Source organism: Pseudomonas sp. Ma2-10 (genome assembly GCF_054330215.1).
This window is the reverse complement of the sequence record NZ_JBTEYL010000001.1, coordinates 268,388-289,822: the sequence shown is the minus strand read 5'-3', so window position 1 is coordinate 289,822 and position 21,435 is coordinate 268,388. Positions and strand designations below refer to the sequence as shown.

Here is a 21,435-nt window from a genome sequence, read left to right as displayed (position 1 = left end):
GCTGATGAACTATGCCCTGGGCCATTAGATTTTCAGGGCGTTGGCCAGGCGTAACATGGCGGCTTCGATTTCATACGCGGTCAGAGAGGAGTAGCCCAGCAGCCAGCCCTGTTGCTTCGGGTGGCCCGCGTACAAGCCGCTGAGGCCGGACAGTTGCACGCCGGCAGTGGCGGCCTGACGGATGGTTTTTTCCTCGGACCATCCGGCTTTCAGCAAGCAGGGGATTTGCAACCCGCCCGGCGGCAGTTCGGCGGTGACCACCGTGCTCAAGTACTTGCCGATTGCGTCATGCATGATCGACCGGCGTCCGGCATACAGCTTGCGCATGGCCCGGACATGCGCGTTGTAATGGCCGTCTTCCATAAAGCGCGCCAGCGTCAGTTGCAGCATTTGCGGAGTGTGGCCGTCCATCATGCTGCGCGCATAGGCAAAAGGCTTGACCAGCTCGGCGGGCAGCACCATATACCCCATGCGCAGGCCGGGGTAGAGGGTTTTGCTGAACGTGCCGATGTAGAGCGTGCGCCGATACTTGTCCAGGCCCTGCACGCACGCCGTGGGTTGCCCGTCGTAATGGAACTCGCTGTCGTAGTCATCCTCGATGATCCACTTGCCTTTTTGCGCCGCCCAATTGATCAACTCAAGACGCCGCTCCAGTGGCAACGTTGCGCCGGTGGGGTATTGGTGCGAGGGCGTGACATACACGCAATTGGCGCCGCTGCGGTCGGCGTACAGCAGGTCGGTGCGGATGCCCCGTTCATCGACATCAATGGGCAGCACCTTGGTTTCGGCGATTTCGAAGGCCTTGCGGGCACCGTAATAGCCGGGGTTTTCCAGCAGAATCGGCTTGCCAGCGTCCACCAGCAACTGCGCGCACAGATACAACGCCTGACGCGTACTGCTCAACACCAGCACCTGGTCGGGGGAGCATTTGGCGCCGCGCTCGAGGTTCAGGTAGGTGGCAATCGCTTTGCGCAGGGGCTCGGCCCCTTGTGGATCGCCATGCAGCAGCACGTTCGCGCGATAGTCTTTCATGACCTGGCGCTGCAAACGCTCCCAGACATCCGTTGGGAAGCTGCGGGTTTCCGGCAGGCCGGTGGCGAATGCTTTGATGACTTGCTGATCGCGCACGCCGCCGGTGTCGAAGATCATCCGCCCGCGTTGGCTGAGTTCGGCGCCCGGTGCGGCGACGCTGCTCCTGACTTCCTGAGCCTTGAGGCGTCGGCGGCCGGCACCGCGTAATTCGACGCCCACCGTGTTGCAGACGTAACTGCCGGCGCCTTCGCGGCGCACGATAAACCCGTCCCGATGCAACTGCACATAGGCGTTCTCAACGGTGTCGCGGGCGCAGCCCAGTGACTTGGACAGAACCCGCGTGGCGGGCAGTTTCAAGCCGGGGGCGAGGGCGCCGTCGAGAATCAGCGCACGCAACGCACGTTGGATCCGCTGGTGCAAATCCAGCAACTGAAACTCAGCGTCGTTGAGGCGCATCTTCAGGGTTTCCAGCTCGAAGGTCTTTGCCATGTGGTCTGCTCTCTTTCCATGAATTGGCAGGTAATGTCAGGCCAGTTTATCCATAGACTCTGACCCTCGCCACCCCAGGCTATACCTCGGTGATTACGCACAGGGCGAGCGTTCTTGAACAGGAGTTACTCAACCATGGCACGGTCACACAACTTCAGCGCAGGCCCTACCGCGGTGCCGTTGGACGTCCTCACTCAGGTGCACGAGGAGTTTTTTGATTTTGCCGGCACCGGCATGTCCGTGATGGAAATCAGCCATCGTTCCCAGGTGTTCATGGCGGTGGCCCGCGAGGCCGAACGGGACCTGCGCGATATCCTCGGGGTGCCGCCCGCCTACAAAGTGTTGTTCCTGCAAGGGGGCGCCTCGTTGCAGTTTGCTCAAGTGCCGATGAACCTGATAGGCGATAAAGGCACGGCGGATTACCTGCACACCGGCCTCTGGTCGGGCAAGGCGATCGAGGCTGCACGGCGCTACTGCGATGTGCGCGTGGTTGCCAGTGCCCACGCGTCCGGTTTCGACCGTATCCCCCACGCCTCGGACTGGCGCCTTAACGCCGACGCCGCCTACTTGCACTACACCGAGAATGAGACGGTGCACGGCGTGCAGTTCATCGACACACCCGCGAGCGACGCGCCGCTGGTGTGCGATGCCTGTTCAAGCCTGCTGTCCAAGCCGATCGACATCGCCAGGCATGGACTGGTGTATGCCGCCGCGCAGAAAAACATGGGCGTGGCCGGGTTGACGGTGGTCATCGTGGACCCGGCGTTGCTGGAGCGTTCCCATGCCTTTACCCCGGACATTCTCAACTACGCGCGCATCAGCGACGCGCAGTCGATGCTCAATACCCCGGCGACCTTCCCCTGGTACCTCACCGGCCTGACGCTCAAGTGGATCAAGCACAGCGGCGGTCTGCAGGCCCTGCATCAGCGCAACCAGGTGAAGGCGCGAATGCTGTACCGCGCCATCGATGAGAGTGACGGGTTTTATCGCAATGGTGTGCAGTTGCCGTACCGCTCCATCAACAACGTGCCCTTCCGGCTGGCCGAGGCGGCGCTGGAGAAGGCCTTTTTGCGCAGCGCCGAGCAGGCCGGGCTCAATGGCCTCAAAGGCCACGCCAGCGTCGGCGGCCTGCGCGCCAGCCTCTACAACGCCGTTTCAGTGCCGGCGGTCGAGGCGCTGTGCGATTTCATGAACGCGTTTGCGCGCGAGCATGGCTGAGCCGACCACGCAAAGTGGTCTGGTCTGCTGCGTTAAAGCGTAGGGGTAAAACCTGCCATTCAACCGCTATAAATAACCGCTTGCCAGCGGCCGGATACATCGTCCAGCAAGGAGCCAAGACCTATGTCATCTACTCAATCCCTTTCGTCCCTGCGTTTGCGGGACCTGCTGCACCCGGTGGTTGCCGGGTTGATTTCGGTGATCGTCAATTACGGCGGCACCTTCATCCTGGTGTTTCAGGCCGCCAAGGTCGCAGGGCTCAGCCCTGAGTTGACGGCGTCGTGGGTTTGGTCTGTGTCGATCGGGGTAGGGGTGACCGGGCTATTCCTCAGTTGGGTGAGCCGCGAGCCGATCATCACCGCCTGGTCGACCCCGGCGGCGGCGTTTTTGATCGTCGCCTTGGCGACCACACCCTACGCCGAGGCCATTGGGGCGTACATGATTTCGGCTGCAGCGTTCGTGCTGCTGGGCGTGTCCGGTTACTTTGAAAAAGCCGTTCGCCTGATCCCGCCTGGTGTGGCCGCGGGCTTGTTGGGTGGCATCCTGCTGCAGTTCGGCATCGGTGCGTTCGCCAGCATGAGCGTCGACCCGTTATTGGTCGGGGTGTTGATCGGCGCCTACATCCTGTTCAAGCGCCTGAGTGCGCGCTATGCGGTGGTCGGCATTCTGGTGCTGGGGCTTGGCTTTCTGCTGATGCAGGGGCGCGTGGATTTCACGGGGCTGGCGCTGGAGTTTGCGACACCGGTGTTCACACGCCCTGAGTTCTCGGTCAATGCGTTGTTGAGCGTGGCGTTGCCGCTGTTTCTGATCACCCTCACGGGGCAGTACATGCCGGGCATGCTGGTGCTGCGCAATGACGGGTTCAACACCAGTGCCAACCCGATCCTCAGCGTGACCGGGCTGGGTTCTCTGCTGATGGCGCCGTTCGGTTCCCATGCCTTCAACATCGCGGCGATCACGGCTGCGATCTGCACGGGCAAGGAAGCGTCTGAAGACCCGTCCAAGCGCTGGATCGCAGGCGTGGCCGCGGGCATCTTCTACATCCTGGTGGGGATTTTCGGCGTGACCCTGGCGGCGGTGTTCATGGCCTTCCCGGCGACTTTCATCACCACCCTAGCCGGGCTGGCCCTGTTGGGCACACTCGGCGCGAGCCTGGCCAATGCCATGGTGGACGTGAAATCGCGGGAAGCGTCGCTGATCACTTTTCTGGCCTGCGCGGCCAATATCACCCTGCTGGGCATCGGCGGCGCGTTCTGGGGCCTGGTCATCGGCCTGGCGGCCTACGCCGTGCTCAATGGGCAGTTGCCGCGCCGTGAAAAGACGGCTGTCCCACAGACCGAACCGGTTGCAGTGCCCACCAAAGGAGCGACCCACTGATGCCTGATCAAACCGAAGACCTCAACACCCTGCATGCGCGCCACGGTCGTTACCCTCAGGCCGGCAGTGTCGAAGACTTTCGTCGCAACCTGGCCGCCGTGCAGCAACGCATTGTCGAGGCGTGCCGTCGGGTAGGGCGCGACCCGGCTGGTGTGCGCTTGCTGCCGGTCAGCAAAACCTTTGATGAAGCTCATCTGCGTCTGGCCTATGCCGCCGGTTGCCGCCTGCTGGGCGAGAACAAGGTGCAGGAAGCACAGCGCAAGTGGGAAGCCATGACCGACCTGCAAGACCTGCAATGGTCGGTGATCGGCCACTTGCAGACCAACAAGGCCAAGCAGATCGCACGTTTCGCCAGCGAGTTCCAGGCCCTGGACAGCCTGAGGGTGGCCGAGGCACTGGACCGTCGCCTGCGCATTGAAGGTCGGCAGATGGACGTGTTCGTCCAGGTCAATACCTCCGGCGAAGCCAGCAAGTACGGGCTGGTGCCCGATGACGTGGCGGCCTTCCTGGAGGCTATGCCGGCGTTCCCGACCCTGAGGGTTCGCGGGTTGATGACGCTGGCGCTGTTCTCGGTCGACGTGGTGCGGGTGCGCCCGTGCTTCGTCCGGCTGCGTGAATTGCGCGACCGCTTGCGGCATTGCGCCCCTGATGGGGTGTCGCTGCAGGAGTTGTCGATGGGCATGTCAGGTGACTTTGAAATTGCCATTGAAGAGGGCGCGACTGTGGTGCGCGTCGGACAGGCGATCTTCGGTGCCCGAGCCATGCCGGATGCGTACTACTGGCCGACCGCCGATGCCCGTCCCCTCAGTGAAGACACATTGTTGTCGATCATTCCCAGCCGTTGATCCTCCTCGACAGGAAGGCCCGCAATGTCCGCTGCACCCGCTTACCTCATGCACACCTCAGCCCGACAACCGGTTTCGTTCAGCCGAGGCGAGGGCGCCTCGTTGTGGGACACCGAGGGTGTTGAATACCTGGATGCCATCGCCGGTGTGGCGGTGACGAGCCTGGGGCATGCCAACCCCGAAATTGCCGCGGCCATCGCCGAACAGGCCACGGTGTTACTGCACACGACCAATCTGTTTCGCATCCCATGGCAGGAGCAATTGGGCGAACGGCTGTGCCAGCTCTCGGGCATGCAACGGGCGTTTTTCTGCAACTCCGGAGCGGAGGCCAACGAAGCGGCGCTCAAACTCGCCCGCCTGCACGCCAACGCCCGGCAGGTGGCCCAGCCGCAAGTGTTGGTGATGGACAACAGTTTTCACGGGCGCACCCTGGCCACCCTCGCTGCCACCGGCAACCCCGCCGTGCATCGCGGCTTCGAGCCCCTGATGCCGGGCTTTGTGCGAGTGCCTTACGACAACATCGAGGCGATTCGCCAGGTTGCGGCGCAGTCACCCGATATCGTCGCGGTGCTCGTCGAGCCGGTGCAGGGTGAGGGCGGAGTGCACGCCGCCTCTGCCGGCTACTTGCAGGCCCTGCGCCAACTGTGTGATGAACACGACTGGCTGATGATGATCGATGAAGTGCAGACCGGGCTGGGCCGCACTGGCACCTGGTTTGGCTTTGAGCATGCGGGCATCCAGCCGGACGTCATCACCCTGGCCAAAGCGCTGGGCAACGGTTTCCCCATCGGCGCGTGCCTGGCGCGGGGCAAGGCCGCCGAGCTGTTTTCTCCCGGCCACCATGCGTCCACGTTCGGCGGTAACCCACTGGCGTGCCGCGTGGGCTGCACAGTGCTCGACATCATGCAGCGCGATCACATCCCGCAACGCGCCGCTGCCTCGGGGCGCCGCTTGTTGGCGGCCCTGAAGCTGGCGCTGGGCAACCATCCAGAGGTGGTGTCCGTTCGCGGTATCGGCTTGATGATCGGCATTGAACTCAACCGCCCGTGCGCCGAACTGGTCGGCCGGGCCCGTGAAGAACAACGTCTGCTGATCACCGTCACACGGGGCACCACCGTGCGCCTGTTGCCGCCGCTGATCTGCAATGACGCACAGATCGACGACATCGCCGCGCGCATCACGCGCCTGCTGTCACCCGCCGCTTGAATTCTTGACCAAGGACACTTTGCACATGTACGACTCGACGCTGACTCTCAATGCTTTCGACCCTGAGCTGTATGAATCGATTCACAACGAAGAGCATCGCCAGGAAGACCATATCGAGCTGATCGCCTCGGAAAACTATGCCAGCCCGTTGGTGATGAAAACCCAGAGCACGGTGCTCACCAACAAGTACGCCGAAGGCTACCCCGGCAAGCGCTATTACAGCGGCTGCGAATACGTCGACGTGGCCGAGCGGCTGGCCATCAAGCGGGTCAAGGCCCTGTTCGATTGCGACTACGCCAACGTGCAACCCCATGCGGGCGCCCAGGCCAACGCGGCGGTCTTCCTGGCACTGATCAACCCCGGTGACACGGTGATGGGCATGAACCTGGCCCAGGGCGGTCACTTGACCCACGGCAATCCGGCCAACTTTTCGGGACGTCACTACACCATCGTGCCTTACGGACTGAACCCGAAAACCGGCTTTCTTGACTATGACGAGATGGAGCGGATCGCACTGCAGACACGCCCCAAAATGTTGATCGGTGGTTTTTCCGCGTATTCGCGGTACAAGGACTGGGCACGCATGCGCAGCATTGCCGACAAGGTCGGGGCGATCTTCTGGGTCGATATGGCCCACGTCGCCGGGCTGGTCGCCGCGGGCGAATACCCGGACCCGCTTCCCCATGCGCATGTGGTCACCAGCACCACGCACAAAACTCTGCGCGGGCCACGCGGCGGTTTGATTTTGTCCAAGGGACAGGATGAAGCGTTCTACAAAAAGCTCGATTCCGCTGTGTTTCCCGGCGTGCAGGGCGGGCCGCTGATGCACCAGATCGCGGCCAAGGCCGTGGCATTCAAGGAAGCGCTTGCGCCGGAGTTCGGCGTCTACCAGACCCAAGTGGTCATCAACGCCCGGGCCATGGCCGGGGTGTTGCAAAAGCGCGGGTACAAGATCGTCTCGGGCGGCACCGACAACCACATGATGCTGATCGACCTGTCCGACAAGACCTACACCGGCAAGGAGGCCGATGCGGCCCTGAGCAGTGCCTATATCACCGCCAACAAAAACTCGGTGCCGAATGACCCGCGCTCACCGTTTGTGACATCCGGCCTTCGTATCGGTACACCGGCGGTGACCACCCGCGGGTTTGGTGTGGAGGCCTGCGAGCAAGTGGCCGGCTGGTTGTGCGACGTACTGGACGCCCTGGAAAACGGAGACAGCGACAAGGTCGGGCACCACGTGCGCGAACAGGTTGTCGCGCTGTGCCGTCGCTTTCCGGTCTATCGCTGAGTCTGGCCCGGTAATCCGTGAAGAACCCATTTAAAGCCCCGAAAAACTCGGGGCTGATCCCAAGGGATCCTGTGCGAACCTAAGCCTCCCAGCCGGCCCCACTGACCGCTGCCTGCGCCAGTGGATGCAAGTCTGCCCCTTGATGCTCCGTCTGCCAGGCCAACAATTCCTTGCGCATGCCGGGCGTCCAGTACATCTGCAGATGATTACGCACGCCGAGCACGGCCTGTTGCTGATCCGGTTGGCTGGCGAAGTACTGGGCGATCTGGTTGGCCATTTTGATCAGGCTGGCAGTGCTCATCGGCGCACCTCGGCTTTAGTGCCACGCGCCTGACGGCGATCCTTGAGTAAACGGTCCTGTTTATCACTGAACGCCTGATAGCGTTTTTGCCACTCGGAAGGGTGGTAGACGCGGCTGACTTCCACGGCCGTGACCTTGTACTCCGGACAGTTGGTGGCCCAGTCGGAGTTGTCGGTGGTAATGACGTTGGCCCCTGATTCAGGGAAGTGGAACGTGGTGTACACCACGCCCGGGGCGACCCGTTCAGTGACCCGCGCACGCAGTACGGTCTGGCCGGCGCGGCTGCCGATGCCGACCCAGTCACCTTCGTTGATGCCACGGCTCTCGGCGTCCGTCGGGTGGATTTCCAGGCGATCTTCGTCGTGCCAGGCGACGTTTTCGGTACGCCGGGTCTGAGCGCCGACGTTGTACTGGCTGAGGATGCGCCCGGTGGTCAGCAGCAGCGGATAGCGATTGTTGACCTTTTCCTCGGTGGGCACGTAGCCGGTGAGCATGAAGCGCCCCTTGCCGCGCACGAATTCCTCGATGTGCATGGTTGGCGTGCCGTCCGGTGCCGCGGCGTTGCACGGCCATTGCAGGCTGCCATGGCGATCCAGTTCGGTGTAGCTGACGTTGGTGAAAGTCGGCGTCAGGCTGGCGATTTCATCCATAATTTCTGACGGGTGCGTGTAGTTCATGGGGTAACCCAGGGCGTTGGCCAGGGCCACGGTGCCTTCCCAGTCGGCCTTGCCGCCCAGCGGGTCCATGACTTTGCGCACCCGGGAGATGCGTCGCTCGGCGTTGGTGAAGGTGCCGTCTTTTTCCAGGAACGAGCAGCCCGGCAGGAACACGTGGGCGAACTTGGCGGTTTCGTTGAGGAAAATGTCCTGCACCACGATGCATTCCATGGCCGACAGGGCTGCGGTGACGTGTTGAGTATTCGGGTCGCTCTGGGCGATGTCCTCGCCCTGGCAATACAGGCCCTTGAAGCTGCCGCTGAGGGCGGCTTCGAACATGTTGGGAATGCGCAGGCCCGGATCGGGTTGCAGAGTGACATTCCAGGCCTGTTCGAACTGCGCTCGTACCACCTCGTTGGAGATGTGGCGGTAGCCAGGCAGCTCGTGGGGGAACGAACCCATGTCGCAGGAGCCCTGAACATTGTTCTGCCCACGCAGCGGGTTCACGCCCACGCCTTCGCGGCCGATGTTGCCCGTGGCCATGGCCAGGTTGGCGATGCCCATGACCGCGGTGCTGCCCTGGCTGTGTTCGGTGACGCCCAGGCCGTAGTAGATTGCCGCGTTGCCGCCGGTCGCATACAAACGGGCGGCGGCGCGGATGTCGGTGGGGTCTACGCCGCAGATGGGGCCGAGGGCTTCCGGCGAGTTGTCCGCGAGGCTGACGAATTCGCGCCAGTGGGCGAATTCGTTGTCCTCGCAGCGGGCGTCGATAAAGGCTTGGTTCAACAGGCCTTCGGTGACGATGACATGGGCCAGGGCGTTGAGCATGGCGACGTTGGTGCCCGGGCGCAGGGCCAGGTGCAGTTCGGCGCGGGCATGCACCGAGTCCACCAGGTCAATGCGTCGTGGGTCGATGACGATCAGCCGCGCGCCTTCACGCAGGCGGCGTTTGAGCTGGGAGGCGAACACCGGATGGGCGTCGCTGGGGTTGGCGCCCATCACCAGGATCACGTCGGCCTGCATCACCGAGTCGAAACTCTGGGTGCCGGCGGACTCGCCAAGGGTTTGTTTCAGGCCATAGCCGGTCGGCGAGTGGCAGACCCGCGCACAGGTGTCGACGTTGTTGTTGCCGAACGCGGCGCGCACCAGTTTTTGCACCAGATAGGTTTCTTCGTTGGTGCAGCGGCTGGAGGTGATCCCACCAATGGAGTCGCGGCCGTATTTCTGCTGCAGCCGACGGAATTCGCTGGCGGCGTAGGTCACCGCTTCATCCCAGCTGACTTCCTGCCAGGGGTCGTTGATGTTTTTGCGGATCATCGGTTTGGTGATGCGATCCGGGTGGGTGGCGTAGCCCCAGGCAAAGCGCCCTTTGACGCAGGAGTGGCCGTGGTTGGCCTGGCCATTCTTGTCCGGAACCATGCGCACCAGTTGGTCGCCTTTCATCTCGGCGCGGAACGAGCATCCCACGCCGCAATAGGCGCACGTGGTAATCACGCTGCGTTCGGGCTGGCCCAGTTCGACCACGCTTTTTTCCATCAAGGTCGCGGTGGGGCAGGCTTGCACACAGGCGCCGCAGGACACGCATTCCGAGTCGAGGAAGTTCTCGCCACCGGCGGCCGCGACCCGGGACTCGAAACCGCGCCCGGTGATGGTCAGGGCAAAGGTGCCCTGGGTTTCTTCGCAGGCGCGCACGCAGCGGTTGCAGACGATGCACTTGCTCGGGTCGAAGTCGAAGTAGGGGTTGGACGTGTCCTTCACATCGGCCAGATGGTTGTCGCCTTCATAGCCGTAACGCACCTCCCGCAGACCGACCTGGCCGGCGACGGTTTGCAGCTCGCAGTTGCCGTTGGCCGAGCAGGTCAGGCAGTCCAGCGGGTGATCGGAGATGTACAGTTCCATGACATTGCGCCGCAGGGTCGCCAGCTTCGGCGTCTGGGTGTGCACGGTCATGCCTTCAGTGACCGGCGTGGTGCAGGACGCGGGGTAGCCGCGCATGCCGTCGATCTCCACCAGGCACATGCGGCAAGAGCCGAAGGCTTCCAGGCTGTCGGTGGCGCACAGTTTGGGAATGGTGGTGCCCATCAACGCAGCGGCGCGCATCACCGAGGTGCCTTCGGGCACGCTGATGCTGCGGCCATCGATGTTCAGGGTGACTTGCACCTGGCTTTCGCGGGCAGGTGTGCCCAGATCTATATCGGTGTTCGGGTCGAAGAGAGTGATCATTGGTCGGCCTCCGAAGATTGCAGACCGAAGTCGGCGGGGAAGTACTTGAGGGCGCTGGCCACCGGAAATGGGGCCATGCCGCCCAACGCACACAGCGAACCGTATTGCATCGTGTCGCATAGGTCCTTGAGGATGATCACTTGCTCTTCGCGACCGCTCTGGTCTGGCGCGGCGAGCAGGCGGTCGATCACCTCCACGCCCCGGGTCGAGCCGATGCGGCACGGCGTGCATTTGCCGCAGGATTCCTCGGCGCAAAATTGCATGGCGAAACGCGCCATTTGAGCCATGTCCACCGTGTCATCCGCCACCACCACACCACCGTGACCGAGCATCGCGCCAATGGCGGCGAACGCTTCGTAATCCAGCGGCGTGTCGAATTGCGACGGCGGCACCCACGTGCCGAGCGGGCCGCCTACCTGTGCGGCTTTCAGCGGTCGGCCACTGGCGGTGCCGCCGCCGTAGTCTTCCACCAGTTCCCGCAGGGTCAGGCCGAAGGCCCGTTCCACCAAGCCACCGTGGCGGATATTGCCCGCCAATTGGAAGGGCATCGTACCGAGGGAGCGGCCCATGCCGTAATCGCGATAGAACTGCGCACCCTTGGCCAGAATCAGCGGCACCGAAGCCAGGGTCAGCACGTTGTGCACCAGCGTCGGCAGGCCGAACAGACCCTTCAAAGCGGGGATCGGTGGCTTGGCGCGGACAATCCCGCGTTTGCCTTCCAGGGAATCCAGCAGCGCGGTTTCTTCACCGCAAATGTAAGCGCCGGCCCCGACGCGCACTTCCATATCGAAGGCCAGGCCACTGCCGCCGACATTGGCACCGAGGTAACCGGCGGACCGGGCGATGTCCAACGCCTCGCGCAGTGTGGCCACGGATTGTGGATATTCCGAGCGCACATAAATGTAGCCGTAGCTGGCGCCGACGGTGATGCCGGCGATGGCCATGCCTTCGATCAGCAGGAAGGGGTCACCTTCCATCAACATACGGTCGGCGAAGGTGCCGGAATCGCCTTCGTCGGCGTTGCACACAATGTACTTCTGAGCAGCCTGGGTGGCGCGCACTGTGCGCCATTTGATCCCGGCGGGGAACGCCGCGCCACCACGGCCACGCAGGCCTGAATCAAACACGTCCGTCGCGGTCTGTTCGCCGCCCACTGCGATGGCGCGGGTCAAACCCTCGAAGCCACCGTGGGCCCGGTAATCGTCCAGGGACAGCGGCCGGGTAATACCGGCGCGGGCGAACAGCAGGCGTTGTTGAGTCTTCAGATAAGGCAATTCTTCCACCAGGCCCAAGGCCAGTGGGTGCGAGGACGGCTCGCCTTGCAGGGCTTCGAGCACGGACGACACATCGGCGGCGGTCAGCGGGCCAAAGCCGATACGACCTTGCGGGGTGTCCACTTCCAGCAGCGGTTCCAGCCAATACAGGCCGCGCGAACTGGTGCGCTGCAGGTCTTGGCTGGCAAGGGCCAACGCCACCTCATCGGCACCCACGGCACGGGCCAGGGAATCACAGGATAGATAGAGGCTCATACGTCCTCCCGGCAAGCGTCGAGCAGTGCATCCAGACGCTCGGCACTGAGCCGCGCATGCACTTGACCATCCAGCTCCAACGCTGGCGAACAAGCACAAGCACCGAGGCAATACACCGGACGCAAACTGATGCTGCCATCGGCGCTGCTGCCGTGGTCGTCCAGTTGCAGACGTTCACGCAACTGAGCCGCAAGCTGCTCGGCGCCACGACTTTTACAGGACTCAGCCCGGCACAGACGCAGGATATGCCGGGCCGGCGGCGCGGTACGGAAGTCATGGTAAAAGCTGATTACCCCGCGAACCTCAGCCTGACTCTGATTGAGGGCGTGAGCAATCTCGGGGATGGCCGCATCGGGGATGTAACCGATGCGTTCCTGAATATCATGAAGAATGGGCAACAGCGCGCCGGGGAGACCCTTATGGCGCTCCAGCAGACTGTTGACCAAAGGCAAGTGCAGCATCTCATCAGGCATTCAGCATTCCTCACGGTCACGGACAAACCAGAGGGTTGTCGGTCGTCCGAAAGTGTCGGCGGCGGCATTCACACCACGTCACGGTATCGTGGCATTTTCAGGCCGTTGGCCAGGGCACCCTTGGCGGGCATCTTGTTGTGCCCGGCGCGGTCTTTGCCGCACCTTTTATAGGGCATTAAGGCAGCTTGCCACGCTGACTTTGATTCATCAGCACCAAAGCGACGTGTTCGGTTCTGCCTACGACTATCCATTAAGTCTAGAAGAGCGCAGCCCAAGGCGCTGTCTTTGAATGGTCGTGATCCAATTTCGCTTGAGCGTTTATGCACAACGTCCTGGATGGCGGAAACAACAAAGGCCCGCATTTGTGCGAGCCTTCGTTTTGATGGGGGCGGCTTATGTGATCGCCCAGGGCTTTCCGACGGCGGAGCTGGCAATCATCCGATGCCCAACTTGTCACCGCAGACCATCTCTGCGTAGTAAACGGCAGTCAAAGGCTACGCGAGGGGTGGATGTCAGGGGGTTATTTTCAAAGCGTTGGAGTGCGTCAGTAACCAATGGCGGAAACTGCGAACGGCAGGCAGTGGGTTGCGGTGGTGCGGTTGCATCAGGTACAGGCGGCCGCGGCTGAGCATGCTGTGGGGTAAGGCCATCTGCAGGCGACCCGAAGCCAGCTCGCCTTCGAGCAGGCTTTTCCAGCCAAGGGAAACCCCTTGACCCATGACCGCCGACTGCATCAGTAATTGATAGCTATTGGTGCGCAAGGCGTGCCTCGGGCTGTGGTAACTGGCTCCCGCATCGGAGAACCAGTCGGCCCAGGTCAACCAGTCGTGATAATGGTCCTCCACGATCAGCAGGGTATGGTCTTCGAGCAGATGCGGCGCGTCTCGAATCTGGCCTCGGCGCTCCAGATACCCGGGGCTGCAGACGGCGATCACCTCCTCGGTTTCAAACACCGGTGTTAACTCCAGATCATGGGGTGCGGGCAATTCGTCGAGGTGATAGAACAATCCCAGGTCGTATTCGCTGACGTCCAGGTGTCTGGGGCTCTCGCTGCACAAAATGCGGATATCCAGGTCCGGGTGCTGACTCTGGAATTGCGGCAACAGCGCTGCCAGCCAGATTGAACTGATGGTCGGTGTGCTTGCCAGGGTGAGTTGCCGATCCGCACCACGGCGGCGCAGTTCTGCGGATTCGCGATCCAGCTCGCGCAACAGTCGCTGGATAGTGCGGAAATAACGCTCGCCGGCCGGCGTCAGGCTGATGCCCAGCGCCAGACGGTGGAAAAGGGGGCGTGCCAGGTCTTCTTCCAGACGCTTGATTTGTCGGCTGACCGCGCTCTGGGTCAGGTTCAACTCGTGGGCCGCCTGGGTAAAGCTTAAATGACGGGCGGCGGCCTCAAATGTCTGTAGACAGTTGAGCGGTGGGAGATCGACGTTTCGGCGCGACATGAGGTATCCAATGGCAAGAGGTAACCCCAGCGAACTGGGGTCAGTCGGTAGTCACATTCCGTATCCTGCCATTCCCGGACTCACAGGGCGACCCGGGCGACGCGTTTGCTCCATTGACGGTGATGCACCTGCTCGCCGTTCTCCCGTGCCACCTGCTCGGCCTCCACGTAGAACCACTGGTCATCCGCACGCAGATGCAGGCTGCTGTCGACCTCGACCGACCACTGCTCGCGCCCAACGCGGTACTGCCATTGAATATCGGCCCGTGTCGACAACGGGTCCCACGGCAACGTGCGGTACTCCTCGGTGCAACGCTGATCGACGCACAAACCATGGTCGAGAAAGCGCATCGCACCCAGATCGTCTTCGATGCGTACGCAGACTTCACCGCTGCTCACATCTTCGATCAAGGTGCGCTTGGGCGCGGCTGCGCGCAGAACTTCCACGGCCGCCGGTGGAGCACTTTGCGGCGCGTCGAAAGGGCATTCCACCGCGTCGCCGGTAAATACCGGCAGTTGTACGCTTTGCAGGCCGGGCAATAAGGTCAGGGTGGTCAGTTCGCGGCTTGGCCACAGCAGGGGGAAACTGGCGGTACTGAGCGCCAGGCGCAATCGGTAACCGGATGGCAGTCGGACACCAACCTGATCCAGGTTCAAATTCACATCCATTGGCTCACCCGCGACAGGCGGCGTTAGTTGGGCGAAGTCGTCGCGCAGGTTCAAATTCAGCACGCCGTAGGTGATCTGACTGACTTGACCATCAGGCGCTACGGCGTTGAGTCGGACGACCAGTTGGCCACAGGCGGTGTCGCTGCTCAGGCGCAGCTTCAGACGTACATCACCCAGTAATGCCAGCGGTTCGGTCAGCGGTTGGGAGTCGAAACACAGGGACTGCGCATCGTCGCGGCGCTGATCAGTCGGGCCATCGGGGCCGAACCAGATCGCGCAATATTCGCCCTGATGCAGGCCGGTGGTCAGCGGTGAGCAGAAACTGCGTGAGGCGCTCAACGACTGTTGGCCCTGGCTCAGGCCGCGATCATCGAGGCTGAAGTCCGTCCATTGAATGTGCGGGTCCGGCCACCCGGTGGTCTGGACCCAGACGCCCGGGCGCTCGGCATAGCTGCCCTTGGGAGGCAATACATCTTGCAGATAGAACGTGCACGGTGCGTCGTCCATCACGCCATTGTCGATACCCTTGAGCCAGTGATCCCACCAGCGCTTGGCTTCCTGCAGGAAACCGATGGCTGGGTTGGGCACTGCAAAATGCGGGTATTTGTGAATCCACGGCCCGATCATGGCTTTTTTCGGGCCGTGGAGATTTTCCATCAGGCGCGGTACGGCATTCTTGTACGCATCGCCCCAACCGCCCACGGCGTAGACTGCAGCCTTGATCGCCGAATAATCCTCACACACCGAACCATGGCGCCAGTAATCATCTCGCGTCTGGTGTTGCAGCCAGGTCTCGGCCAGCAACGGCATTGCGTCCAGACGCTCCTGCCACATTTCCTTCCAGCTCTCGCCGACTAGCACTGGATCAGGCACCGCCGCGCTGAAGTTGAGCATGGTGGCCGCCCAGCCGAAGTTCTCCATTAGCAGGTTGCCACCCTTGTAATGGATGTCATCGGCGTACCGGTCATCGGTGGAGCACAGCGTGATGATCGCCTTCAAGGCTTCAGGCTGACGCGCCGCCACTTGCAAGCCGTTGAAGCCCCCCCAGGAGATGCCCATCATTCCCACGTTGCCGTCGCACCAGGATTGCTGGCACAGCCACTCGATCACTTCTATCGCGTCATTCTGTTCCTGGAGCACGTACTCGTCGGCCATCAAGCCTTGGGACTCGCCATTGCCGCGCATGTCCACGCGTATGCACACGTAACCTTGGCCGGCCATCCAAGGGTGGGTCAGTGCATCGCGTACAGCGGTGCCGTCACGTTTGCGGTAAGGCAGGTACTCCAGGATCGCTGGGAAAGCGTGCTCACCCACGGTTTCGGGCAGCCAAATACGCGCAGCCAGTTGCGTGCCATCGCTCAGTGGGATCAGGCAATGCTCGATTTCATGAACTTTGTGGGCAAACTCGGTGATGATTTCCATCGGTGACTCCAAAACAGTATTCAAATGTTTGACCGCGAGCCAATGCCTCCCTAGTGCATGGGGGAGGCAGGCGCTTGCAGACGCAACGGGAAGGGGCAGGCCACGGTGATACTCGCGAGTCCGTGCGGTTCTATCGCAAGAACTCCGGCGCTTGAGTGGCAACGGGCACTTCACGTGCTAGAGAGGCCTGGCTGACCGGGACGACTTTCACCTCCAGCAGTGCCGGATTCTTGAGCCAGTAAATCAGTGAGGTGCTGGCCAGCAGCACAAGAATCATGCCCGGCAGCCCACCAAGGTTGGACAGCATCTTCACCCCGTCGATACCGACAAACGCGACCATGACCCAGGACACCGTCCCGATGATCACGCCCCATACCACTTTGAGCATCGGGTTGCCGTCCAGGTCTGAATCCGCAGTGACACCCTTGCTGCAAAGGTTGGAGATCACGTCTGTGCTGGAGTCCGCAGCAGTGACGAAAGAAATGAACGCGATGAACAGTAGGAAAGCGATCATCAGGCTACTGGCCGGCAACTGCTGGAACATCTGGTACAGCACATGCTCAACGCCTTGCTCGTTGAGCACACGGTTCAAGCTGCCATCACCCAGCGCGTCGAAATACAGGCTGCAACCGGAGAAAATGCCGATCCACAGCGCGGTAAACAGTGCCGGGTAGAGCATGTTGATATGGACGAACTCGCGGACGGTGTAGCCACGACCGATCTTGCCGAGAAACAAGGCACTGACAGGGGCCCAGGCAAACCAGACCGACCAGTAGAAAACTGTCCAGCTTTGCGGCCAGCTGTCACCACTGGCGGCGCCGGTGAAGAGGCTGCGGCTGAAGAAGGTGTTCAGGTATACGCCCAGGGACTCGACGCCGAGGCTGAGTATGAAAAGGGTCGGACCGCAGATCAGGACGAACAAACCCAGTGCCAGCATGATCCAGGTGTTGAATGACGACAGCATGACGATGCCGCGCTGCAGGCCGCTGGTGGCCGAGGCGACAAAGGTGATGACGATGACGCCAATGATGATAGCCAGGCGCAGCGGCGTAGTTTCACCGCCGATGTACTGGCTCAGCCCGCCGGCCAGGGTCAACGCGCCGGTACCCAGAGAGGACGCCATACCTGCGACCAGTGCAAACATGGCCAGGGTGTCGATCAGTCCCGCATAACGTTTGACTCGTTCGGCACCCAGTAACGGTTGCAGCATCGAGCCAATGGAGAAGTTGGCGCGCAGGTTGTAGAAGACCAGCGCGAACACCAGTGAAGGCACCAGATAAATGGCGTAAGGGGTGATGGTCCAGTGCAGGAACATCGTCGACATCGCGAAGGTTTTGGCCACTGAGGAGCCCGCCTCGATGGCCATGCTGCTGGGCGGGGAATACAGGTGATAAAGCGGCTCGGCCGTGGTCCAGAACAGCACACCCACTGCTAGCGTGGTGCATAGCGCGACCATGAACCAGCGCCATTTGCTCAGTAATGGCTGGGCCTGTTCCCCGCCGATGCGCACCTTGCCCAGAGGCGAGAAGTACACGATCCCGGTCAGGACCACCATAGAGAAGGATCCAGCGCTGAACAGCCAGGAGAAATTCTTGAGAATCATCGCGTTGAGCTGTTTGCTCACCGCGAGAAACGCGTTCAGGTCGACGTAGCTGGCAATCACCGCTGCCAGCAGAATCAGAAACGTTGGCCAAAAGACCAACGGCCGCAATGGATACTTCATATCGTGCGATTCCCCAGACTGATTATTTTTATCGCCTTAACGGCATTATTAGGTGCGAACTCAGCAGCATCCTGCGGCTGTTTCGCTTCGACGTCTTCGCTGGGGTATAGATAACCGTTTATGCAACATCGGACGCAATCGACCAATCGGCATAGGGGTATTCCCGGAGGTCATGGGTGTAGGAGGGCAGGTGGCGGGGGCAGGGCGCGCTGGAAATGTCGTACCGCGACGTCACGACCAATGTCGGTCCAGCAATCGGGCATTCACGCGTTAATCCGCGTTCCTTCAATATTGAATGTTTTTCAGATAATCCTTGAGCGCGATGAGCGGTGCATCAAGCAGTCCCAGCGTCTGCGCAGCGCTGAAATCTACCGCCAGCCTATGCAGCTCGCAGCCCAGGACGGTATCAACACCGCCAACGGCGTTCAGTGCCAAGCCCAGACATTCATCCACTTTCCTTCGGATCCCCTCGACATCCCCCCTGCGCACCAGCAACCCAAACACCTCCCGCTCATAATCACTCATCAGCAGATCATCCCGAAGAATCGGACTTGAATCTTCCGTCTCGTAAGCAAGCTTGAGGCAGAACAGGGCGACGGTTTCCAGCAGCAGTTCCATAGGGGGTCCTTGTGAAATAGTCCGCCAGGGCGAGAGGGGAAAAGAACCTTCGGCAGCTCCTGCGCGGGCGGGGGTGGCTTTTCTACAGACGAAAAAAAAGGCCTTGCTAAGCAAGACCTTTCTTAATTTTGGTGCCCCGAGGGAGACTCGAACTCCCACTTCTTGCGAAAACGGATTTTGAATCCGCCGCGTCTACCAATTCCGCCATCAGGGCTCAATGGCGGCGAAGTATAGAGATGAGATTACCGTCGGTCAATCAGGTACATAGAGAATTTTCACTATTTCGGCTAGACTTCCGGCCCCTGCTAGACGAACCCCATCATGCGCGTTGCTGACTTTACTTTCGAACTCCCTGATTCGCTGATCGCTCGCCACCCTTTGGCCGAGCGTCGCAACAGTCGCCTGTTGACCCTGGATGGGGTCAGCGGCGCCCTGGCACACCGTCAATTCACTGATTTGCTGGAGCATTTGCGCCCGGGCGATTTGATGGTGTTCAACAATACCCGGGTGATTCCGGCGCGGCTGTTTGGCCAGAAGGCTTCCGGCGGCAAGCTGGAAATCCTGGTGGAGCGGGTGCTGGACAGCCATCGCGTGCTGGCCCATGTACGGTCCAGCAAGTCGCCGAAGCCGGGATCGAAGATCCTGATCGACGGCGGTGGCGAAGCCGAGATGCTGGCGCGCCATGACGCGTTGTTTGAGTTGGGGTTCGCCGAAGAGGTGTTGCCGCTGCTTGATCGCGTCGGGCACATGCCGCTGCCTCCTTATATAGACCGCCCGGATGAAGGCTCGGACCGCGAGCGTTATCAGACGGTCTACGCCGAGCGTTTGGGCGCGGTAGCGGCGCCCACGGCGGGGCTGCATTTCGATCAGCCGCTGATGGACGCGATTGCCGCCAAGGGCGTCGAGACGGCGTTCGTGACCTTGCACGTCGGCGCGGGCACCTTCCAGCCCGTGCGCGTCGAGAAGATCGAAGATCACCACATGCACAGCGAATGGCTGGAAGTCGGCCAGGACGTGGTCGATGCCGTCCAAGCCTGCCGCGCTCGTGGTGGTCGCGTGGTGGCCGTGGGGACCACCAGCGTGCGCTCCCTGGAAAGCGCCGCGCGCGATGGCGTGCTCAAGCCGTTCAGCGGCGACACTGACATCTTTATCTACCCAGGCCGGCCGTTTCATGTGGTCGATGCCCTGGTGACCAACTTCCATTTGCCCGAATCCACGCTGTTGATGCTGGTTTCGGCGTTCGCCGGTTATCCCGAAGCCATGGCCGCTTATAAAGCTGCCGTCGAGCATCGATACCGTTTTTTCAGCTACGGGGATGCGATGTTTATCACCCGTAACCCCGCACCACGTGGCCCTGAGGACAAAGAATGAGTCGCCAAAGTCGTATGTCGTTTGAGTTGCTTGCTACTGACGGCAAGGCTCGTCGCGGTCGTTTGACCTTCCCGCGCGGTACCGTCGAGACCCCGGCGTTCATGCCGGTGGGCACGTACGGCACGGTCAAGGGCATGTTGCCGCGGGATATCACCGCCACGGGCGCGGAAATCATTCTGGGTAACACCTTCCACTTGTGGCTGCGTCCTGGCACCGAAGTGATCAAGAAGCACGGCGACCTGCACGATTTCATGCAGTGGAAAGGCCCGATTCTGACTGACTCCGGCGGTTTTCAGGTGTTCAGCCTGGGCGCGATGCGCAAGATCAAGGAAGAGGGCGTGACCTTCGCCTCTCCTGTGGACGGCGCCAAAGTGTTCATGGGCCCGGAAGAGTCGATGCAGGTCCAGCGCGATCTGGGCTCCGACATTGTGATGATCTTTGACGAATGCACCCCGTACCCGGCTGACGAAGACGTCGCGCGGGTATCGATGGAGCTGTCGTTGCGTTGGGCCAAGCGTTCGAAACAAGCCCATGGCGACAACACGGCGGCACTGTTCGGCATCGTTCAGGGCGGTATGCACCAGGATTTGCGCATGCGTTCCCTGGAGGGTCTCGACAATATCGGCTTCGATGGTCTGGCCATTGGCGGTCTGTCGGTGGGCGAGCCGAAACACGAGATGATCAAGGTGCTGGACTATCTGCCTGGCCAGATGCCGGCTGACAAACCTCGTTACCTTATGGGCGTTGGCAAACCGGAAGATCTGGTTGAGGGTGTGCGCCGCGGTGTGGACATGTTCGATTGCGTGATGCCAACCCGTAATGCTCGCAATGGGCATCTGTTCATTGATACAGGCGTGCTGAAGATCCGTAACGCGTTCCATCGCCATGATGATTCGCCGCTGGATCCGACCTGCGATTGCTACACCTGCCAGAACTTCTCCCGTGCTTATCTGCACCATCTGGACAAGTGTGGCGAAATGCTGGGTAGCATGTTGAATACCATCCACAATTTGCGCCATTACCAGGTGCTTATGGCTGGTTTGCGCGAGGCTATTCAACAGGGTACATTGGCCGCCTTTGTCGACGCCTTTTACGCCAAACGCGGGTTACCTGTTCCGCCTTTGGACTGAGTTTTCTGACCCCAAGATTCAACATTTGCAACTGGAGTGCTAAATGAGCTTTTTTATTTCTAATGCCATGGCTGACGCTGCTGCACCTGCTGCAGGCCCAATGGGTGGCGGCTTTGAGTGGATTTTCCTGGTCGGTTTCCTGGTCATCTTCTACCTGATGATCTGGCGTCCACAGGCCAAGCGCGCCAAAGAGCAGAAGAGCCTGCTGAGCAGTCTGCAGAAAGGCGACGAAGTTGTGACCACCGGTGGTATCGCCGGCAAGATCACTAAAGTGGCAGACGACTTCGTTGTTCTGGAAGTTTCCGACACCATCGAAATGAAGTTCCAGAAAGGCGCCATTGCCGCTACGTTGCCAAAAGGCACGCTAAAAGCGATCTAAGTTTCAACTTCTACTCAATCGACGGGGCGCGCAAGG

At 61.2% G+C, this 21,435-nt stretch carries 17 protein-coding genes and 1 tRNA gene; 8 read left to right on the top strand and 10 right to left on the bottom strand.

All coding sequences use genetic code 11. The features are described 5' to 3' along the window. Positions 1 to 24 precede the first annotated feature (24 nt). The gene (gene pdxR / locus ACXPVS_RS01220; protein ID WP_458508285.1) at positions 25 to 1,521 is read right to left on the bottom strand and encodes a MocR-like pyridoxine biosynthesis transcription factor PdxR; all 1,497 of its coding nucleotides are present in this window, start codon (positions 1,519 to 1,521) and stop codon (positions 25 to 27) included. Between the two features lie 135 nt (positions 1,522 to 1,656). On the opposite strand from pdxR, the gene serC reads away from it, so the two are divergent. The 5 genes from serC (at position 1,657) to glyA (ending at position 7,458) form a co-directional block, all read left to right on the top strand. Next, on the top strand, positions 1,657 to 2,739 hold the full coding sequence (serC, locus tag ACXPVS_RS01215) for a 3-phosphoserine/phosphohydroxythreonine transaminase (protein ID WP_458508284.1): 1,083 nt from the start codon (positions 1,657 to 1,659) through the stop codon (positions 2,737 to 2,739). Positions 2,740 to 2,862: 123 nt separating this feature from the next. Further along, entirely contained in the window at positions 2,863 to 4,116 is a 1,254-nt protein-coding gene (locus ACXPVS_RS01210) for a benzoate/H(+) symporter BenE family transporter (RefSeq protein ID WP_458508283.1), read from the top strand. Further along, positions 4,116 to 4,961 (top strand): YggS family pyridoxal phosphate-dependent enzyme, encoded by an 846-nt coding sequence (locus ACXPVS_RS01205; protein WP_458508282.1) that lies wholly within the window; start codon positions 4,116 to 4,118, stop codon positions 4,959 to 4,961. Before ACXPVS_RS01210 ends, ACXPVS_RS01205 begins: the two co-directional genes overlap by 1 nt. A gap of 24 nt (positions 4,962 to 4,985) precedes the next feature. Next, a complete protein-coding gene (locus ACXPVS_RS01200; protein ID WP_458508281.1) occupies positions 4,986 to 6,167 on the top strand; it encodes an acetylornithine/succinylornithine family transaminase in 1,182 nt (393 codons plus the stop codon). A 25-nt stretch (positions 6,168 to 6,192) separates the two neighbouring features. Next, positions 6,193 to 7,458, top strand: coding sequence for a serine hydroxymethyltransferase (gene glyA / locus ACXPVS_RS01195; RefSeq protein WP_458508280.1), 1,266 nt, complete (start codon positions 6,193 to 6,195; stop codon positions 7,456 to 7,458). Between the two features lie 79 nt (positions 7,459 to 7,537). Here the strand turns inward: glyA and ACXPVS_RS01190 are convergent, their stop codons facing one another. From ACXPVS_RS01190 to ACXPVS_RS01150, 9 genes are all read right to left on the bottom strand, one after another. Next, complete coding sequence (locus ACXPVS_RS01190) at positions 7,538 to 7,759, bottom strand: formate dehydrogenase subunit delta (RefSeq protein ID WP_458508279.1); 222 nt, start codon at positions 7,757 to 7,759, stop codon at positions 7,538 to 7,540. Continuing rightward, positions 7,756 to 10,638, bottom strand: coding sequence for a formate dehydrogenase subunit alpha (gene fdhF / locus ACXPVS_RS01185; protein ID WP_458508278.1), 2,883 nt, complete (start codon positions 10,636 to 10,638; stop codon positions 7,756 to 7,758). Before fdhF ends, ACXPVS_RS01190 begins: the two co-directional genes overlap by 4 nt. Next, positions 10,635 to 12,167, bottom strand: coding sequence for a formate dehydrogenase beta subunit (locus tag ACXPVS_RS01180; protein ID WP_458508277.1), 1,533 nt, complete (start codon positions 12,165 to 12,167; stop codon positions 10,635 to 10,637). The genes fdhF and ACXPVS_RS01180 overlap by 4 nt, the downstream gene beginning before the upstream one ends. Then, positions 12,164 to 12,640 (bottom strand): formate dehydrogenase subunit gamma, encoded by a 477-nt coding sequence (locus tag ACXPVS_RS01175; RefSeq protein ID WP_458508276.1) that lies wholly within the window; start codon positions 12,638 to 12,640, stop codon positions 12,164 to 12,166. Before ACXPVS_RS01175 ends, ACXPVS_RS01180 begins: the two co-directional genes overlap by 4 nt. A 512-nt stretch (positions 12,641 to 13,152) precedes the next feature. Further along, entirely contained in the window at positions 13,153 to 14,088 is a 936-nt protein-coding gene (locus tag ACXPVS_RS01170) for a LysR substrate-binding domain-containing protein (protein ID WP_458508275.1), read from the bottom strand. An 80-nt stretch (positions 14,089 to 14,168) separates the two neighbouring features. Continuing rightward, positions 14,169 to 16,178 (bottom strand): CocE/NonD family hydrolase, encoded by a 2,010-nt coding sequence (locus ACXPVS_RS01165; RefSeq protein WP_458508274.1) that lies wholly within the window; start codon positions 16,176 to 16,178, stop codon positions 14,169 to 14,171. Positions 16,179 to 16,308: 130 nt separating this feature from the next. After that, positions 16,309 to 17,901, bottom strand: coding sequence for a BCCT family transporter (locus ACXPVS_RS01160; protein ID WP_458508273.1), 1,593 nt, complete (start codon positions 17,899 to 17,901; stop codon positions 16,309 to 16,311). Positions 17,902 to 18,186: 285 nt separating this feature from the next. Next, positions 18,187 to 18,519, bottom strand: a complete 333-nt coding sequence (locus ACXPVS_RS01155; RefSeq protein WP_458508272.1) for a hypothetical protein — start codon at positions 18,517 to 18,519, stop codon at positions 18,187 to 18,189. Between the two features lie 129 nt (positions 18,520 to 18,648). Beyond that, positions 18,649 to 18,733, bottom strand: a tRNA-Leu gene (locus ACXPVS_RS01150). 107 nt (positions 18,734 to 18,840) lie between these two features. Here ACXPVS_RS01150 and queA point away from each other — a divergent pair. Genes queA through yajC form a run of 3 tightly spaced genes read left to right on the top strand, consistent with a single transcriptional unit; the run spans position 18,841 to position 21,399 of the window. Continuing rightward, complete coding sequence (gene queA / locus ACXPVS_RS01145) at positions 18,841 to 19,890, top strand: tRNA preQ1(34) S-adenosylmethionine ribosyltransferase-isomerase QueA (protein ID WP_458508271.1); 1,050 nt, start codon at positions 18,841 to 18,843, stop codon at positions 19,888 to 19,890. Positions 19,891 to 19,904: 14 nt separating this feature from the next. Continuing rightward, entirely contained in the window at positions 19,905 to 21,020 is a 1,116-nt protein-coding gene (gene tgt, locus ACXPVS_RS01140) for a tRNA guanosine(34) transglycosylase Tgt (protein WP_458508514.1), read from the top strand. 43 nt (positions 21,021 to 21,063) lie between these two features. Continuing rightward, positions 21,064 to 21,399 (top strand): preprotein translocase subunit YajC, encoded by a 336-nt coding sequence (gene yajC / locus ACXPVS_RS01135; RefSeq protein ID WP_458508270.1) that lies wholly within the window; start codon positions 21,064 to 21,066, stop codon positions 21,397 to 21,399. Positions 21,400 to 21,435: the final 36 nt, after the last annotated feature.

Excerpts from the sequence above, each read along its gene's own strand:
- pdxR (WP_458508285.1), bottom strand. The coding sequence starts at position 1,521 with ATGGCAAAGACCTTCGAGCTGGAAACCCTGAAGATGCGCCTCAACGAC.
- serC (WP_458508284.1), top strand. The coding sequence starts at position 1,657 with ATGGCACGGTCACACAACTTCAGCGCAGGCCCTACCGCGGTGCCGTTG.
- ACXPVS_RS01210 (WP_458508283.1), top strand. The coding sequence starts at position 2,863 with ATGTCATCTACTCAATCCCTTTCGTCCCTGCGTTTGCGGGACCTGCTG.
- ACXPVS_RS01205 (WP_458508282.1), top strand. The coding sequence starts at position 4,116 with ATGCCTGATCAAACCGAAGACCTCAACACCCTGCATGCGCGCCACGGT.
- ACXPVS_RS01200 (WP_458508281.1), top strand. The coding sequence starts at position 4,986 with ATGTCCGCTGCACCCGCTTACCTCATGCACACCTCAGCCCGACAACCG.
- glyA (WP_458508280.1), top strand. The coding sequence starts at position 6,193 with ATGTACGACTCGACGCTGACTCTCAATGCTTTCGACCCTGAGCTGTAT.
- ACXPVS_RS01190 (WP_458508279.1), bottom strand. The coding sequence starts at position 7,759 with ATGAGCACTGCCAGCCTGATCAAAATGGCCAACCAGATCGCCCAGTAC.
- fdhF (WP_458508278.1), bottom strand. The coding sequence starts at position 10,638 with ATGATCACTCTCTTCGACCCGAACACCGATATAGATCTGGGCACACCT.
- ACXPVS_RS01180 (WP_458508277.1), bottom strand. The coding sequence starts at position 12,167 with ATGAGCCTCTATCTATCCTGTGATTCCCTGGCCCGTGCCGTGGGTGCC.
- ACXPVS_RS01175 (WP_458508276.1), bottom strand. The coding sequence starts at position 12,640 with ATGCCTGATGAGATGCTGCACTTGCCTTTGGTCAACAGTCTGCTGGAG.
- ACXPVS_RS01170 (WP_458508275.1), bottom strand. The coding sequence starts at position 14,088 with ATGTCGCGCCGAAACGTCGATCTCCCACCGCTCAACTGTCTACAGACA.
- ACXPVS_RS01165 (WP_458508274.1), bottom strand. The coding sequence starts at position 16,178 with ATGGAAATCATCACCGAGTTTGCCCACAAAGTTCATGAAATCGAGCAT.
- ACXPVS_RS01160 (WP_458508273.1), bottom strand. The coding sequence starts at position 17,901 with ATGAAGTATCCATTGCGGCCGTTGGTCTTTTGGCCAACGTTTCTGATT.
- ACXPVS_RS01155 (WP_458508272.1), bottom strand. The coding sequence starts at position 18,519 with ATGGAACTGCTGCTGGAAACCGTCGCCCTGTTCTGCCTCAAGCTTGCT.
- queA (WP_458508271.1), top strand. The coding sequence starts at position 18,841 with ATGCGCGTTGCTGACTTTACTTTCGAACTCCCTGATTCGCTGATCGCT.
- tgt (WP_458508514.1), top strand. The coding sequence starts at position 19,905 with ATGTCGTTTGAGTTGCTTGCTACTGACGGCAAGGCTCGTCGCGGTCGT.
- yajC (WP_458508270.1), top strand. The coding sequence starts at position 21,064 with ATGAGCTTTTTTATTTCTAATGCCATGGCTGACGCTGCTGCACCTGCT.